12 protein-coding genes are annotated in these 16665 nt (G+C 54.5%); 6 read left to right on the top strand and 6 right to left on the bottom strand.

What is annotated here, in order from left to right:
* Positions 1 to 18: 18 nt before the first annotated feature.
* From eat to ACW17M_RS17920, 3 genes are all read right to left on the bottom strand, one after another.
* The gene (gene eat / locus ACW17M_RS17930; RefSeq protein ID WP_009288378.1) at positions 19 to 1458 is read right to left on the bottom strand and encodes an ethanolamine permease; all 1440 of its coding nucleotides are present in this window, start codon (positions 1456 to 1458) and stop codon (positions 19 to 21) included.
* Positions 1459 to 1573: 115 nt separating this feature from the next.
* The gene (gene eutC / locus ACW17M_RS17925; RefSeq protein ID WP_022520109.1) at positions 1574 to 2410 is read right to left on the bottom strand and encodes an ethanolamine ammonia-lyase subunit EutC; all 837 of its coding nucleotides are present in this window, start codon (positions 2408 to 2410) and stop codon (positions 1574 to 1576) included.
* A complete protein-coding gene (locus ACW17M_RS17920; RefSeq protein ID WP_027957818.1) occupies positions 2400 to 3815 on the bottom strand; it encodes an ethanolamine ammonia-lyase subunit EutB in 1416 nt (471 codons plus the stop codon). Before ACW17M_RS17920 ends, eutC begins: the two co-directional genes overlap by 11 nt.
* A 214-nt stretch (positions 3816 to 4029) precedes the next feature.
* Between ACW17M_RS17920 and ACW17M_RS17915 the strand changes: the two genes are divergently transcribed.
* Entirely contained in the window at positions 4030 to 4977 is a 948-nt protein-coding gene (locus ACW17M_RS17915; protein WP_009288377.1) for a helix-turn-helix domain-containing protein, read from the top strand.
* A 90-nt stretch (positions 4978 to 5067) separates the two neighbouring features.
* On the opposite strand, the gene mdoH is transcribed toward ACW17M_RS17915, so the two are convergent.
* The 3 genes from mdoH to ACW17M_RS17900 all read right to left on the bottom strand — a co-directional run bounded on the left by mdoH (position 5068) and on the right by ACW17M_RS17900 (position 11867).
* On the bottom strand, positions 5068 to 7587 hold the full coding sequence (mdoH, locus tag ACW17M_RS17910) for a glucans biosynthesis glucosyltransferase MdoH (RefSeq protein ID WP_027957817.1): 2520 nt from the start codon (positions 7585 to 7587) through the stop codon (positions 5068 to 5070).
* Positions 7580 to 9166 (bottom strand): glucan biosynthesis protein G, encoded by a 1587-nt coding sequence (locus tag ACW17M_RS17905; protein ID WP_051052184.1) that lies wholly within the window; start codon positions 9164 to 9166, stop codon positions 7580 to 7582. Before ACW17M_RS17905 ends, mdoH begins: the two co-directional genes overlap by 8 nt.
* A gap of 355 nt (positions 9167 to 9521) precedes the next feature.
* Positions 9522 to 11867 (bottom strand): putative bifunctional diguanylate cyclase/phosphodiesterase, encoded by a 2346-nt coding sequence (locus tag ACW17M_RS17900; RefSeq protein WP_342584320.1) that lies wholly within the window; start codon positions 11865 to 11867, stop codon positions 9522 to 9524.
* A gap of 513 nt (positions 11868 to 12380) precedes the next feature.
* Between ACW17M_RS17900 and ACW17M_RS17895 the strand changes: the two genes are divergently transcribed.
* The 5 genes from ACW17M_RS17895 (at position 12381) to zigA (ending at position 16623) form a co-directional block, all read left to right on the top strand.
* On the top strand, positions 12381 to 12728 hold the full coding sequence (locus tag ACW17M_RS17895; RefSeq protein ID WP_022520115.1) for a helix-turn-helix domain-containing protein: 348 nt from the start codon (positions 12381 to 12383) through the stop codon (positions 12726 to 12728).
* A gap of 272 nt (positions 12729 to 13000) precedes the next feature.
* On the top strand, positions 13001 to 13633 hold the full coding sequence (locus ACW17M_RS17890) for a class I SAM-dependent methyltransferase (protein WP_009288375.1): 633 nt from the start codon (positions 13001 to 13003) through the stop codon (positions 13631 to 13633).
* Between the two features lie 97 nt (positions 13634 to 13730).
* Positions 13731 to 15104, top strand: coding sequence for a PepSY-associated TM helix domain-containing protein (locus ACW17M_RS17885; protein ID WP_457547884.1), 1374 nt, complete (start codon positions 13731 to 13733; stop codon positions 15102 to 15104).
* Positions 15105 to 15112: 8 nt separating this feature from the next.
* Positions 15113 to 15283 carry a DUF2805 domain-containing protein gene (locus tag ACW17M_RS17880; protein ID WP_022520117.1) on the top strand — a complete coding sequence of 57 codons (171 nt, stop codon included), beginning with the start codon at positions 15113 to 15115 and terminating at the stop codon, positions 15281 to 15283.
* A 113-nt stretch (positions 15284 to 15396) separates the two neighbouring features.
* Complete coding sequence (gene zigA, locus ACW17M_RS17875) at positions 15397 to 16623, top strand: zinc metallochaperone GTPase ZigA (RefSeq protein ID WP_457547883.1); 1227 nt, start codon at positions 15397 to 15399, stop codon at positions 16621 to 16623.
* The last annotated feature ends 42 nt before the right edge of the window (positions 16624 to 16665 follow it).

Here is a 16665-nt window from a genome sequence, read left to right as displayed (position 1 = left end):
GGCGATTAGTCTTGTGAATTACAGCTTCGCTGTCGTGACCACAGGATCTGAGTCAATATCATCCAGATCTTCAGGTGACGCGACCACCAACGCAAACTCCTCCTCGGCAGTTTTCGCTACGAGGTGATTCTTGCTGTAGAGGAAGAAGTAGGCTGCGCCAACAATGAACAGCACGATAGTGTAGTTAAAGGCGCGTGGGTCGAAGGCGTATACCCCGGTGAGCGCAACCAGGGAAAGCACCAGTGCAATCCCCGAGGTAACGACACCGCCAGGCGTTTTATACGGACGCGGCAGGTCGGGTTGTTTTACCCGCAGTAGAATATGGCTGAGTGCCATGAGCGCATAAGAGATCGTCGCACCGACCACGGCCATGCCCAGCATCAGGTCGCCTTCACCGCTCAACGACACCAGAAAGCCAAACACGCCGGGCACGATCAGGGCAAGATAAGGCACTTTACGGCCACTGGTCAGCGACAGCGCCTTGGGGAGGTACCCCGCCCGTGAAAGCGCAAAGACCAACCGGCTATAGCCGTAGATGATCGAAAAGAAGGAAGCAATCAGCCCCGCCAGGCCCAGCACGTTCACCACGGTTGCCAAGGTCGGATTGCCCGCTGCATTCAGCGCATCCACCAGCGGCACGCCGCTTTGACCGATCATCTCGGCGCCCGCGGCACCGGCCAGCAGCACCACGACTAACAGCGCTGTGAAGAGCAGGAACAACATCGCGCCGATGATACCTCTGGGCATGTCCCGAGCAGGATCTTTAGCCTCTTCGGCCGCAAGCGGTACGCCTTCTACCGCCAGGAACAGCCACATACCAAAGGGTAGTGCCGCCCAGACGCCGTACCAACCAAACGGCATAAAGGTGCTCGCACCTGCCGCATCGGTGGGAGCAATATCAAACAGGTTGGCGGCATCAAAATCACCGATCAGTGCGACGGCGGTGGCCAGGATGGCAAACACTGCCAAGCCACTGATGACCATCATGACTTTTAGCGCTTCCCCCACACCCGCCAGGTGAATGCCGATGAACAGCGCGTAGAAAATGAGGTAGACCAGCGGGCCGTTGATACCCAGCAACGACTCTACGGCGGCGCCAATGAAGATCACAATGGCCGCTGGCGCCAGGGCATACTCGATCAATACGGCCAACCCGGTCAGATAGCCGCCAGCAGGCCCCATTGCTTGGCGGGCAAAGCTGTAGCCGCCTCCAGCCGCGGGTATCGCCGCCGACATTTCGGCAAGTGACAGCACCAGCGCCAGATACATTAACGCCATCAGACACGCGGCTATCGCAAAGCCCCCCCAGCCAGCTTCAGCAATACCAAAGTTCCACCCGGCGAAATCACCGGAAATTACGTAGGAAACCCCGAGGCCCGCCAGCAGCATCCAGCCAGCGGTGCCTTTGCGCAGTTGGCGTTTTGCCAGGTACGCTTGATCTATCGTTGGTTGTGTCATCGTTTTGCCCTTTCAGTGTGGAACGAAATCGTCGTCAGCGGCGTGCTGTGGTTTACCAACGTTGTTCCGTTTTGTTGTGTGATCGTTGTTATAGGTTGTCGCTTTTTGGGTGACGTTAATCCGCCACCAGGAAGTTACGCGTCGAGCCTGATGCTGAGTCACCTTCCAGCACATCGTCTTCACTGCGGTCTTTCAACTTAACGCCCGACAATTTGCGCTGACGGGCCTCTTTTAACAGCAGAAAGAAGCGTCTGGCGGCCTCTTCCACCTGCAAACCTGCCGGACGCACATTGGAAATGCAGTTGCGTCGATCGTCCTTGAGCCCCGGCTCGGGCGCCCAGGTCATATACAACCCCAAGCTATCCGGCGAACTCAGCCCCGGTCGTTCGCCGATCATGACGAGCACGGCGTCGGCATTGAGCAGTGCGCCAATTTCGTCGCCAATCGCCACCCGCCCCTGCTCGACAAGCGTCAGTGGTGCTAGCTGCCAATCAGCAGCATCGCTGCTCAGCATCTGATAAAGCGCGCCAAGAAACGGAGCACTGTTCTGCTGTACAGCCAACGCAGAAAGCCCATCGACCACGACGATTGCAAGGTCATAGCGCTGCTGGGACGCGGCAGCTTTCTGCAGGTGCTCACGGGTCTCGTCGTTAAGGCGACGGCCATAGTCGGGCCGCTGCAGGTACATGGCACGATCCTGAGCATGGCTGTGCAGGCGCAGCGGTGCCTCAGACAAATCCAAAGCTTGGGTCAGCTCGGTGGATAGCGCTTCCACATCCAGCGGACAATGAACCGCATCCTGTGCTTGGGCGTGAGCCAACTGAAACGCCAGCAATTTGCTGGTCGGCAGGCTGACCCCAGCGCGCCCCAGTCCAATTCGCGCATCGGTAAAGGCATTCAGCCGCTCCCAGGGGTTCTCCACCACGATGGGTGATGATGGATCATGTGCCATGGCGAGGCTCCTTGGGCAGGTGGCGCAGGCTGTTGGCAAAGGCGGCGGGCAGCTGGTCATTGAGCCGGTGGGTGCTAACATCCTGGAAAATCTGCATCTCTTCGAGCCAGCGCTCAAACTCCGGCGCGGCCTTCAGCCCCAGTACCCGCCGTGCATAGAGCGCGTCGTGAAACGAAGTCGTCTGGTAGTTGAGCATGATGTCGTCAGAGCCTGGGATACCCATAATGAAGTTGCAGCCCGCCACGCCGAGCAGCGTGAGCAGGTTATCCATATCATTCTGGTCGGCTTCGGCGTGATTGGTGTAGCAGACATCGCAGCCCATGGGTACGCCCAATAGCTTGCCGCAGAAGTGGTCTTCAAGGCCTGCACGGGTGATCTCCTTGCCATCGAACAGGTACTCTGGGCCAATAAAACCCACCACGGTATTCACCAGCAAGGGCTTGAACTTGCGTGCAACGGCGTAGGCGCGGGCTTCACAGGTTTGCTGGTCGAGCCCGTGGTGAGCGTCGGCAGAAAGCGAGCTGCCCTGGCCGGTTTCGAAATACATCACGTTGCGCCCCACCGTACCGCGATTGAGCGACTGCGCCGCCGCTTCGGCTTCGGCCAGGGTGCTCAAGTCGAAGCCAAAGCTGCGGTTGGTGGCCTCAGTGCCGCCGATCGACTGGAAGACCAGATCGACCGGGGCACCCTGCTCTATGGCTTCCAGCGTATTCGTTACGTGGGTAAGCACGCAGGACTGGGTGGGGATTTGATACTTCTGGATCACTTCATCCATCAAGCGCATCAGCTTGACGCTCTGGGCAACGTTATCCGTCGCTGGGTTGATGCCAATCACCGCGTCGCCACTGCCGTAGAGCAGGCCGTCCAGAATGCTGGCCGCAATGCCGGTCACATCATCGGTGGGGTGATTGGGCTGAAGCCGAGTGGAAAGCCGCCCCGGCAGGCCAATTGTGTTGCGAAAAGCGGTGGTGACCCGGCACTTCTTGGCCACCAGAATCAAATCCTGATTGCGCATCAGCTTGCTGACGGCAGCGGCCATTTCGGGGGTAATCCCCGTTTTTACTTCTGCTAACACCTCACTGGTAGCGTGGTCGGAGAGCAACCAGTTACGAAAATCGCCGACGGTGAGGTGACGGATGGGGGCGAAAGCGTCGGAGTCATGGTCATCGATAATCAGCCGAGTGATTTCATCCTCTTCGTATGGAATCAGGGCTTCATTCAAAAAAGTGGTAAGCGGGAGCTCGGCGAGTACCATCTGGGCGACCACCCTCTCTTCGGCACTCTCCGCCATTACTCCGGCCAAACGGTCGCCTGAACGGGGCGGCGTGGCTTTAGCCATCAGCTCTGCCAGGCATGCAAAGCGATAGCTGCGACTCCCCACCGTCGTGTGATAGGTCTGCGCCATGGGGCTATCCTTTTTTATTACGATGGCTGTTGTTGATCGCGTTGACATCGCGCTGAAGTACAAAACTTGCTTGTTTCCACCATAGCGTTATCAATAGAGAGGGAGTATCAAGTTTTGGCAAACTCACTAACTTTCGCTTTACTCAAGTAAATACAAAAAGTTAAGGCGTTACATAAATTATGATTAGCCAACTTATCACTGCGAGGAGCGCTTCATGACCACGCTCGACAGCTCATTTGCACCAACAAGGTGCATTCAAGAGGCCTTTGATGCCGATGAGCACGCGCAGAACCTGACGCGATGGCAACAGGAGTACGATCAGCTCAGCCCAGGGAGTTTCTACGGGCGGCTGGATGAGGTGGCACTGGAAACCATGCAGGTCTTCAAGGAGCATACCGGGCAAGCGCTACGTCAGGACTGCCGGGTATGGCCTGAGTCGCTGTGGATCGGTATTCCCACTACCCATCAAGGCTCGCGCATCAATGGACAAGCGCTCAGTGCGGGCGAGGTAATGTGCCGCCCGGGTGGACGTGATTTTGAACTGGTGACGCCGGAAGGATTCGACATCTATGGGCTGGTGATCCAGTTGCCCGCCTTGACGGCGGCAGCCAAGCGGCAGGGGGTCAGCCTGGATACACACTGGCACGCCATGCCCCGTCGCCAAGCGGCCGGTGACACCCTGCGCGCCGTGTCGTTCCTCATTGAACGTCTACTCACCAGTCAGACGCTGTCCATCGCCAGCCATATCCATCAAGACATTCTGCTGATGGCGCTACTGGAGTTATTGCAGGTCAAGCAGCCCAGTGCTGAGCTGCCACCCAGCTATGCCCATCGCAAGGAAGTGGTTGATCGCGTCAAGCGCTACGTGGATGAGCATCTGGAAGGCCCCGTGACGATGGAGGAGCTTTGTCAGCTTACCCACGTTAGCCGCCGCACACTGCAGTACAGCTTCACCACCATCCTGGGTATCAGCCCGCTGCAGTTCTTACGCCTGACCCGGCTGAACCGCGTGCGCCGGGCGCTGCGGGCAGCATCTCCGCAACAATCGGTCACGGAAATAGCCACCTACTGGGGTTTTTGGCACTTGGGACAGTTCGCCCACGACTACAAGCAGCAGTTCGGAGAGAGCCCATCGCAAACGCTCAGTGCGAAAACGTTATAAGCGAGTCAGTGATAGCGGCAATACAAGCCAGTCTCTCAGCCGGCCTGATTAAATGCGAGAGTAACTAAAAAAGACCGTCAGCTTAGGGCTCTAGTTGAAGGTTGGGAGGTGCTTGGATTCACGGCCTGGCAGACCACAGTCAAACCAACTGTGATGTGCCTTGCTGTCTTCCCAAACGTGGTAGTGCAGTTGCGACATCATCACCGGGTCATCTAGAAAATCCAAACGCTCCAGCTTACTCATTGCCGCAGGCCCCATCCTGACTCCGCGTGCAACCCGCTCGGCCCGACGTTGGCGTATTGGCTCGGCATCGGTATGCCGTGATGTGCCTAAAGCAGTAGCCAACGCATTCGGCACAGGATCTACCACCATTTGGGCAAAAGACGGCGCCGCCATTCCGGTATTCATGTGGGAAAGCAACCTCACCATGCGCCGCAGCACACGGGGCGGCTGTGTTTCTTCGGGGATCCGGAAAAGCCGCTTTTGAAAGCAGAACCACCCTAACGAGACACGGCTCGACAGTGCCGATACCGGGATAGACAGCATCAAAGCGACGACGATGGGCGAGAGCCACCACAGAAATGTAGGCTCCATAACGTAAACACCCGCTGCCCAAACCGCCCCTATTAGGGTTTGACTCCAATGTGCGCGGAACGCATCCCCCCACGTCGTGTCGCTATTTTCACGTGATGGTGAGCGCCATTGAACCGCCCACCCCATCAATGACGTCAGTACAAAGCGGGTGTGAAACAGCATCCTTACCGGCGCTAATAGCATCGAGAATAGCGACTCGAGAATCATACTTTCCAATACCTTGAGAGGCCCGCCAAATTGCCGACTCCCCTGTATCCACACCAGCAACACGCTGAGCAGCTTAGGCAAGAAAAGGAGTAACGCTGTAACACCGAACAACCCCACCGCTAAGGTTGGATTCCATTGTGGCCAAACAGGAAACAACATTCCCGGCTCAGGAAAGTAGTCGGGAGTGCTAAAGGTATGCACTGCTAGAAGTGCGGTAGAAAGAACTAAAAAAAGACACCATAGCGGCGCTGAAAGATAAGACATTAAACCGGTCAGGAAAACGGCACGGTGGACGGGGTGGATGCCTTGTGAGAAAAACAGCCGGAAGTTCATCAAATTTCCGTGGCACCAGCGTCTGTCGCGATTGAGTTCATCGAGCAGGTTAGGTGGCATTTCTTCAAAGCTGCCTTCCAATTTGTAGGCAATCCATACCCCCCAACCGGCGCGCCGCATCAGCGCCGCCTCGACAAAGTCATGGGATAATATCTCCCCCGACATCGAGCCTTTACCGGGCAGTGGCGCCAGGATGCAGTGCTGCATAAACGGAGCGAGCCGAATGATCGCGTTATGGCCCCAGTAGTGCGACTCGCCCAGTTGCCAAAAATGAAGCCCAGCGGTAAACAGCGGTCCGTATACCCGTGTCGCAAACTGCTGCATCCGAGCGTACAGGTTGAGGCGCCCCGAAGCGCGTGGCGCTGTTTGGATAATGCCGACCCTGGAGTGCACCTCCATCATTTGCACCAGCCGGGTAAGGCATTTGCCGCTCATGACACTATCGGCATCCAGCACCACCATATAACGATAGAGCGCTCCCCAGCGGCGGCAAAAATCGTCAAGATTACCGCTCTTGCGTTTGACTCGACGCTGTCGGCGGCGATAGAAAACCTGACCGAAAGCATCCAGATCACGACACAACACCAGCCAGGCATAGGTTTCTTGAATGGCAATATCGGGATCGGACGTATCGCTCAGAACAAAGATGTCGAAATGCCGGTCATTACCCGTACTGCGCAGGGATTCCAGGGTGGCGCGCACCCCGGCAAAGACCCTGGCAACATCCTCGTTACAGATTGGCACCAATAGCGCTGTGCGTGCCTCATCATCAATCGGCTCGTCGCCCACCTCGTTGTCAATGGCGTAGCGGTCATGGCTTCGTAATAGCTGGAAAAACCCCATCAAGGCAGTCCAAAACCCGGCGGATACCCAGGCGAATAGCAATACAAATAACGACAGGATAGCTATCTCAAGCCACTGCAGGCCCTGGCCGGGGAGGACAGTACGCATCTGATTGGCAGCGATGATGCTTTGACCGAAAATCAGCACTAGCAAAACCCAGCGTCGCCTAGTGGCGACCCACTTCCAGGACGCGGAGGGTGACTCTCTTCTGCGCCGACGAAAATCACCATTTGCCCAGCGCTTGAAGCGGCGACCAATATTCACGAAAGGATTGGTCGACCACTGCTGGGGCGCCAACGGCGTTCGCTTCATCGGTGGCGCAGTTTGCAGGCGGGTAATACCGGAGGTGTCCGTAGACAGCACGTCTGGCGGCGCTAGCGGCGGCTCTGCATAGGCAAGCGCCAGGCGCCGACCTACTGACAGCGCTGCAGGATCACTATTGTCACCTCTCTGCCAATTACCATCCCCATCACTATCCTCGCTCAACGCAGCGTGTAGCGACGCCATGTCGTGCTTATCAAGATCACCGACCAGTAACTTGTAGCGCTCCTTACGATTCTGGGTCTCCAACGCCAAGCGCTCTAAATAAATATCCGTTGGCGTTGCCTGCGATGAAGACATCATTTCAGCCATTAGCAGGCAGCCTGTAGTACCAGGTTTCGGACATTTGCTTGCCATCGAGCATTAGCTTGGCCCTGATATCCAAGGGCTGGCTGCCATTATTCCGCTTCACATTGACAAATACACGCCAACCGTTGGTCGCTGGGTTATGAACAACGCGGCTAGTCGCCAATTCTCCATTATCGCCCACGCTTGCCTCAACGGTCATATTTGCATCGCTGCCGATACCGGAAAGCGAGGGCCCGATAAAATCGAGGACAAAAGCGAGTGTCCCGTCGGGCTCGCGCACTAGGTTATCGCGCATCACCTCTCCTCGTGAGCGACGTGTTTCTTCAACCCAGGCAAGCTGAGGATCAAGGTGGCGGCTTTCATTGGTTGTGAACGTAATACGGTAATCGAATGCCAGCGGTGTTCCCGGCTCATGGGGTTCATCAGACAGCCACATCGAGACGATATTATCGTTGGTCTCGTTGTCAGTCGGAATCTGAATCAGCTCAACGCTACCCGCTCCCCATTCGTTTTGTGGCTCGACCCAGGCGCTTGGGCGCAGATCATAACGTGCGGCAATATCCTGATAATCGCTAAAATTGTGGCCACGCTGCATCAAGCCATAACCGCGTAACTGAGGTGTTGCATGCCTATTCATCATCAATCTGGCCGGATTGGCTAGCGGGCGCCACAGCCAGCCATTCTGCGCATCATTGATCAAAAGGCCATTAGAATCATGGATTGCCGGGATATAGTGTTGTGTCGAAGAGGGCTGCTCTGGGCCGTAAAGATACATGCTGGTGAGTGGAGCTATCCCTAGTTTCTCGACAGCCCGACGCAAATATAGCCGCGACTGTACGTCGACTATAGTGTCTTCTCCGGGACGCAGCACGAAGCGGTATGCACCGGTCACGCTAGGTGAGTCAAGCAGTGCGAAAATAGTCAAGTACTGGCTTTCCGGGCCAGGTTCGACGATCCATATTTCCTTGAAGCGAGGGAACTCCTCGCCCGAAGGTAGCCCTGTATCAACGGCAAGTCCTCGCCCGGAAAGCCCATAAACCTGCCCTTCGCCAATAGCGCGAAAATAGCTAGCCCCCAGAAAGACCATCACCTCATCTTTGCGATCACCTTCATTGAGTGCATGGTTGATCCTGACCCCGGCAATACCAATGCCATCGCTATTCTTCACTTCGTCGGAGATGCCTAAATCACCGTAGGTAAAATCATCCGGATTATAGGCAAAGCCATGTACCCCCCCCTCCTGATCAACGCTGTTTAATTGGATGGCACTGTCATAATGCATACCCTCATGGATAAAGCTCAGGGTGAACGGTGCGCCTTTACCGCTCCACACATCGCGATCTCGCTTGAACTGTATTTGCGAATACTCCATATAGCTGAGTTCGCGCAGCTCATCAGGCAGAGATGTTTCCGGGGCTCGGTAGCCCTGCTGGGCTAGTTCCTCTGCTTTTCTAGCGACATCATCGAAGCCAAATGCAAAAGCCTCAAGAGGGATGCTTCCAACCAGCAGGCCACCCAGAACGGCGACTGAAAAAAAACCTTTGCAGCTTGAAAATTTACTTAACCGGGTCGATCCACTCATTTAGCGTCATGCTCCTGTACAATCCTTTGACTAAATTCAAATTCGCTTACTTGCCGAATCGACATACGAAAGAGTCCATTCGATCAGCTAAATGCGTCCTTTTGATTTTCTCACCATCCTAAAGCGCGCACCTCGAGCGTATGTGAAGATGAGGTTACGTTTTAGGTATAGCATGAGTCTAGACTACTTGGCACCCCGACTAACCGGGCTTTTTGAAAGGGTTGAGGCTAAAATTAGAATGGGCTCGATTCGTTGAACCGGGAGAACAGGCGCTACCTTAAGCTTATTGTCTATTATAGATAGCAGTTTGGTGGGCGCCCTTCAAAAACGCTCAATGCAAAAACGACCTACTCACCTAGCGCAGCCAGCGCTGGGCAAACTCTTTAGCTGCCAATGGCCGATCAAAGTAGTAGCCTTGGCCCTGGGCACAGCCCATTGCAAGCAATGCGTTAATCTGGTTTTGGTTCTCAATCCCTTCCGCAATGGTTTCAAGGCCCAGCGTGTTTGCCATGGCAATGATCGTTGCCACAATGACACGGTCGTTGTCGCTGGTGAGCATATCGCGGACGAAGGAGATATCGATTTTAATTTTATCGGCGGCGAAGCGCTTTAGGTAGGCAAGCGACGAATACCCGGTGCCAAAGTCATCAATGGAAAGCCCTAACCCTTTGCTCTTTAACACTTCGGTCATAGCAATCGCTTTTTCAGGATTCTCCATGATACCGCTTTCGGTAATTTCCAGGCTAAGTTGTGACGCCTCAACGCCAAAGTCAACACAGCAACCGAGCAGGCCAGTCACCAAATCATCCTCTTCAAACTGCTGGGCGGCAATATTAATCGCTAACTGGCCAGGCATAGAGCGCCCCTGCTCTCGCCATGCGGCAAGTTGCCTGCAGGCTTCCTCTATCACCCAACTGCCGAGCGCGACGATCATGCCGCGCTCCTCGGCAATAGGAATAAATTTACCCGGTGAAACGTCACCCAGCTCCTCATCGTGCCACCGACACAGCGCCTCAGCGCCAATTAACTGGCCGGTGTGCAAATCTACCTGGGGCTGAAAGTGCAGGCTCAGCTGTTTTTCGGCAATGGCGGACGCCAGGCGTTTGGCGATATGCAACTGTTCAGCCACAACGCGCCCCATCCAGGGTTCAAATACACATACGGGAAGCTTTTGCCGCTTGGCTTGATGCATGGCAATGTCGGCGTGTTTCAACAGCTCTAATGGCGTTGCCGCATGCTGAGGATATAGCGCCAGACCGATTCCCACAGAAAGCTCAAAGGAGTGTTGCTCAACAATAAACGGTTGCGCGATGCTGTCGCACAATTGCTGAGCTGTGGCTAACGCGCTGCTTGCCTCAACACCAGGGCAAACCACCACAAACTCATCACCAGCTAAGCGTGCTAAATACTGTCCCTCCGTCAACGAAGCTGCAAAGCGCTCGGCCACGGCCTTTAGGACTAAATCGCCCAGGTCATGCCCAGCGGTATCATTGATCTCTTTGAAATGATTAAGATCCAGTAGCAATAGCGCCAATTCAGTGGTCTGCGTATCGGCGACCACTCGCTCTAAGTGGCGCATAAAGGCAGCACGGTTGGGCAATTGAGTCCCCGAATCAGAAAAAGCCAATTGGCGAATGCGTACTTCGTCTTGTTGGCGTTCAAGCTCTGAAGCGGCCCGCGCAGCAAATATCTGCAAGACATTGCGCACAACATCCACATCGTCCAGCGGCTTCTTAAACATGACGCCAATAAGCCCCATCGGCTGACCATGGCTATCATCCAGCCGGCGCCCAACATAGCCGTTTACCCACGAAAGCGCCCCGTTGGTTTCAGCAGGCAGCCTAATGGCGGCGCCCTCGTGAACGATACACTCTTGCTCCACCATTACCTTATGGCAAGGAACGCCAGGAAGATAATAAGCAAAATTATCCTGGCACTGACCATTTACATACAGCGTTAAGGTATGCGCGATATCGGAATCCTGCTCGTCCAGTAGCGCTATAAACCCAACTTCAGCGGATAACGCTTCGGCCATATGGGCGGTTAGCCGGCGCAGAAACGCTTCGCCATTCTCAGCTGAGACCGCAGTTGCCAAGCTAACAACGGCGTGTTGAAAGCGTTGCTGCTCATTAATGGTGTTGATCAGGGCGGTGTTGTGTCGACCAATGCGCTGCAACGCCTGCTGTTTATATAACAGACGTTCGCGCGTTTGGCTTTCTGCTAACTGACGCGCCAACTCTGCGCCAGCCAACGCCGCAGAGATACGTAACACTTCATCGGCATAAGAAGGAAGCTCCAGGACGGATGAGTGCATTAGCGCAATAGCCCCCAAAAAGCCGCCACCAGGCGCTGCGATGGAGATACCCAAATACCCCTCAACTCTCAGGGCAGCCAGCCGCTGATCCTCTGGAAACTGCTGACGAGTATGAGAAGATATAAACAGCCGTGAGTGTTCCGCGACCTGTTGGCATGGCGTGCTTTGTAGTGAATACGGAGCTGTCTCAATGAACTCACCCTGAGACCACGCTGCCAATGTGCTCACAGTGCCCTGGCGGCTATCGACATATTCAACAACGGCATGATCAACGCCAAGGATACCCGTCAGGGATCGCACAAGGTGTTGAAAAAAGCCCTCTTCACTGACGCAGGTCAACTTATCCGCCAACTGTCGAAAAATCTCTGGTGCAGAAGTAGGGAGCATGTTATTAAGCGCCTTCGGATTTACACATCAAGCTTCTCTCCCGCTCTTGCTGAACAGTATTTAAAAAAACGCACCGATCCGCCGCATAAACGCCACTCGGTAACCGATCAACGACTAAAGTTTATAAACGCCTAAAGCTTACAAAAGAAAAACCACCCAACATTCAACACCTCACAATCTTCTTTCATAAGCTTTTAAACAACCTTCAAACAACCAACCAAAGCAACTTGAACATTAACACTGAAAACATATTGATAACTTACACTACTAAAGCTGCCCTCAGTTATATGCTTTATAGCTTCGGGCATTTCCACCTATCACACCTATGCTTTTTATTTTTTTTGGCTACCCAATTAAATAATTACCCCTTAATTACACATTTCATGGCGTAACCAAACGAAACAAAAAGTAACTACAGGCATCCAAATCAACCTTAGAAGATGATATTCAACCTAAACAGTCCTTCATGTCAATAGGTCGTTCCTCAACCATCTAGGTCTAATGGAGGACATTGTGAATAAAACAGAACAGAAACGGCTTGCAGGCAGTATCGGCCGGGCAATTGCCAAACAGCGGGTTCGCAGTCAATTGACCCAAGAGGAAGTTGCTGAGCGCCTAGGTGTTGGTAACGAAGCCGTTTCGCGCATCGAGCGCGGACGGGTGATCCCCAACATTGTGCGCTTAATAGAGCTTGCTGAAATTTTCAACTGCGAGGCAGCTGAGTTATTTGGGCAAGCCAGTTTTCATATCGATGATCAGTCAAGCAGAATGAAACAGCTTTTAGAGCCTTTAAATCAAAATGATCGACAGCTAGTTATCGATATTGTTGAAAGCTTAACTACACGCCTACAAAAAGGGTAATCAAACACAATGATAAAATCTTATCTCTACAACTTTAAGACCAATCAAAAATTACTACAAACAATCAACCAAAGGATCACTATAACGTTTGCTATTTCATAAATCCCACACAATAAATTTGATAGGGTGATAATATTAGCCATATAAAATAAATCATCCAACATAAGCACGCTTTATTGGTTGAATGATTGCTTTCATGCTATAGGTAGTCTGATGTAAATAGTCGACACCCGGCATTCAGCAATCGCAGCGTTGAGCTGCAAAGGGGCGTTATGTTCAACACCACCGCGTGGAATCGCCTTCGCTACACCGTTTACGCACCTTTCTACGATGCGGTCGCCGCCCGTGCGTTTCGTAGGCCACGGCGTATTGCGCTTGGACAAGTAGATTGGGAGCCTGGTATGCGGGTGCTGCTGGTAGGGGCTGGCACAGGGTTAGACCTGCCTTTTCTGCCTCATGACATCGAATTGCACGCCACCGATATCGCTCCGGCCATGGTGAAGCGCACGGCAAAAAGAGCCGAGGAGCTTCGCCACGATGTGGAGTGTAGTGTGATGGATGCCGAGGCGCTCAACTACCCCGATGAGCACTTTGAGGCCGTCATCATGCATCTGATTATTGCGGTAATGCCTGATCCACAGCGAGGGCTTGCCGAAGCGTACCGCGTGTTAAAACCCGGTGGGCAGCTGTGCGTAATGGATAAGTTCCAGCCAGACGGTCAATCTGTGGGTGCGGGCCGACGTCTTCTGAATGGAGTCACATCGGCACTTGCCACCGACATTACACGCCAAGCACAGCCACTGCTCAGCGAAGCTGGGTTTCAGATTCACCACGACGAACCGGTGCTAATGAATGGTCTATTCCGTGCACTCCTGGCCGTCAAGCCCGCTCCGTCTAGCCGCTAAGCGTGTGACTTTTTACCGCTATGCACAGGCTAGCGATTGCTAATTAAACTATCTAAGCTGTCTGGCTAATTTACCGATACCACTCGGATTCAAGCCAATGACAGTCCACTCCTCTAACCGCACCGGCAAGCTGCTTTTTGCTCTGCTTAGCCGCTTACACCTATATATTGGCCTCTTCGTCGGCCCTTTTATTCTTATCGCGGCACTGTCTGGTATCGCTTACTTGCTTAGCCCACCACTTGAAGAGTGGCTCTACCATGACACCCTATATGGCGCTACTCAGGGCGAGCCTCATTCACTTGCCGAACAGATCACTACGGCCCAGCAATACCTGGGCGAACCAACCCTGCCCAGCGCGGTGCGCCCTGCACCGGCGTTAGGCGACACCACCCGACTCATGTTTAGCGAGCCAGGGCTGGGGCCTTCTGAACATCGGGCGCTGTTTGTCGACCCCATTACCCTGAAAGTCACCGGTGATACGACGGTTTATGGTACCAGCGGTATTTTACCGCTGCGCACCGCGATCGATCATTTTCACCGCCAGCTGTTAATGGGCGAGATGGGGCGTCTCTATAGTGAGCTGGCTGCCTCATGGCTTTGGCTTGCCGCGCTGGGTGGCATAACGCTGTGGATTCGCCAACGCCGCGCACTGAAAGCGCTATCAGGCTCCCACACCACACGCCAACGCCACGCAACACTTGGCGTAGTGCTTTCCTTCGGGCTGCTGTTCTTTTCGGCAACGGGGCTCACTTGGTCACAGTGGGCAGGGAGCAATATTGCGGAACTTCGTCATGCCTGGGGCTGGGGCACGCCAAGTGCCTCAACGGCACTGATCGATACCGATAGCCAGGTAGCCGATGAACATGCTGAGCATCACGGCCATATGGCAATGGTGGCCACGTCTATCACGTTAGAGGACTTTGACCGGGCGCTGAGCGCTGCTCGTAAGGCGGGGCTTAGCGCAGCGCGCATCCAACTAACGCCTCCGAGCAGTTCCCAGGAGGCATGGCGGGTAGCGGAAATTGATCGCCAGTGGCCTACGCAGGTAGACCAGGTGGCGCTGCATCCGCAAAGCATGGCTGTGACCGATCAAACCGACTTTACCACCTTCCCACTAGCCGCCAAGCTCACCCGCTGGGGGATTGATCTGCATATGGGCGTACTGTTTGGTATCGCTAATCAAATAGTGCTGGCGTTGATCGCCGCGGGGCTTGTGACGCTGATGGTGTGGGGTTACGTAATGGCGTGGCGGCGGCTACGCACGGCGAGTGGTCAGCGCTTCCCAACGGTGACTGAACCCTGGCTAATGCTTCCGCTTACGACCCAACTCGGCGTGCTGTTCGTCGCTATCACGCTTGGCGTAGCACTGCCCGTACTGGGTGTAAGCTTGGCATGTTTCATCGTGATCGATGCGCTGCGCTGGTCTATTAAAAAGCACTACACTGCCCGCAGCCTTGATGCCCACCAATGAGGTGGGCGATGCCAAAAGCCCCCATTAAGCGCTTTCGCCGCTTACCTGATGACGAACAGTCACGTGTTATCGAAATGGCCTGGGAAGGCCGCACACCGTTTGAAGCGATCGAAACGCTGTTTGGCATGAGCGAGCCGGATGTTCTACGTGGATATTGCCCAACGCAATATAAGCGCTGAGATCCACTAGCAGATACGAATCTGACCCGACCTCCTCTGAAACAAACCTTCCTCTAAGCACTTATATTGTTATATTATCACATAACATAAAACCATTTAGAGGTGTGCTAGCAATGACTGCGTTTTCTCCCCTGCCCGTCACCGTACTGTCGGGCTTTTTAGGTGCCGGTAAAACCACCGTCCTTAATCATATTCTCGCCAACCGTGAGGGCCGCCGGGTGGCGGTCATCGTTAACGATATGAGCGAGGTGAATATCGACGGTGCGCTGGTGCGGGGTGGCCCTGGTGAGTCGACGCTGGATGGCGATGTTGCATTGAACCGATCAGAAGAGCGCTTGGTAGAGATGAGCAATGGCTGCATCTGCTGCACCCTGCGCGAAGACTTGCTAGTAGAAGTCAGCCAGTTGGCTCAAGAGGGCAAGTTCGATTACCTGGTCATTGAGTCCACCGGGATTTCCGAGCCGCTGCCCGTGGCAGAAACCTTCACCTTTGAAGATGAACGCGGCCAGAGTCTCTCCCACGTCGCTCGGTTGGATACGCTAGTGACCGTAGTGGATGGCGCCAACTTTCTTGAACAGTACCGCGAAGCGCAAAGCCTCGCTGAAGCGGGCGAAAGTTTAGGCGAAGACGACGAGCGCAACGTCGCCGACCTGCTGGTTGATCAAATCGAGTTTTGTGATGTGCTGCTGATCAGCAAGACTGACCTGATCAGTGAGAAAGAGTTAGAAGCGCTGAAGGCTATCCTGCTCTCGCTGAACCCCGACGCGGAACTGGTGCCGATCACTCAAGGCGGCGTGCCGCTCGATAAAGTGCTGGATACCGGTAAGTTCAATTTCGAGCGCGCCCAGTTGTCACCGGGCTGGCTCAAAGAGATGCGCGGCGAGCATGTACCAGAAACCGAAGAGTACGGGATTGCCAGCTTTGCTTATCATGCCCGTCGCCCCTTCCATCCGCAGAAATTCCACGATCTGCTGAACCAGGAGTGGTTTGGTAAGGGTCTGCTGCGCTCAAAAGGCTTTTTCTGGCTCGCCACTCGCCCTCAAGCCGCCGGTCAGTGGAGTCAGGCAGGCGGCATCGCCCACCACGGCCCGGCAGGCGTGTTCTGGAAGGCAATTCCCGAAGAACACTGGCCAACGGATCCTGAAACGCGTCAGTTTATTATGGAGAAGTGGCAGGAGCCGTTCGGGGATATGCGCCAGGAACTGGTCTTTATCGGCCAGAACCTGGATCAACCGCGGATGCGCGCAGCGTTGGACGCCTGCCTTTTGAGCGAAGACGAGCTTGTGGAAGGCATAGAGGCGTGGAAACAGCTGCCCGATCCCTTCCCTGCCTGGGAGTAAAGGGAGTAATAGGTCAATCCCGTTGCCTTTATCCTACAGCCA

It is taken from the genome of Vreelandella sp. 2A-K22, assembly GCF_054065485.1.
This window is presented reverse-complemented; position numbering and strand designations above follow the sequence as displayed.

Excerpts from the sequence above, each read along its gene's own strand:
- eat (WP_009288378.1), bottom strand. The coding sequence starts at position 1,458 with ATGACACAACCAACGATAGATCAAGCGTACCTGGCAAAACGCCAACTG.
- eutC (WP_022520109.1), bottom strand. The coding sequence starts at position 2,410 with ATGGCACATGATCCATCATCACCCATCGTGGTGGAGAACCCCTGGGAG.
- ACW17M_RS17920 (WP_027957818.1), bottom strand. The coding sequence starts at position 3,815 with ATGGCGCAGACCTATCACACGACGGTGGGGAGTCGCAGCTATCGCTTT.
- ACW17M_RS17915 (WP_009288377.1), top strand. The coding sequence starts at position 4,030 with ATGACCACGCTCGACAGCTCATTTGCACCAACAAGGTGCATTCAAGAG.
- mdoH (WP_027957817.1), bottom strand. The coding sequence starts at position 7,587 with ATGGCTGAAATGATGTCTTCATCGCAGGCAACGCCAACGGATATTTAT.
- ACW17M_RS17905 (WP_051052184.1), bottom strand. The coding sequence starts at position 9,166 with ATGAGTGGATCGACCCGGTTAAGTAAATTTTCAAGCTGCAAAGGTTTT.
- ACW17M_RS17900 (WP_342584320.1), bottom strand. The coding sequence starts at position 11,867 with ATGCTCCCTACTTCTGCACCAGAGATTTTTCGACAGTTGGCGGATAAG.
- ACW17M_RS17890 (WP_009288375.1), top strand. The coding sequence starts at position 13,001 with ATGTTCAACACCACCGCGTGGAATCGCCTTCGCTACACCGTTTACGCA.
- ACW17M_RS17885 (WP_457547884.1), top strand. The coding sequence starts at position 13,731 with ATGACAGTCCACTCCTCTAACCGCACCGGCAAGCTGCTTTTTGCTCTG.
- ACW17M_RS17880 (WP_022520117.1), top strand. The coding sequence starts at position 15,113 with ATGCCAAAAGCCCCCATTAAGCGCTTTCGCCGCTTACCTGATGACGAA.
- zigA (WP_457547883.1), top strand. The coding sequence starts at position 15,397 with ATGACTGCGTTTTCTCCCCTGCCCGTCACCGTACTGTCGGGCTTTTTA.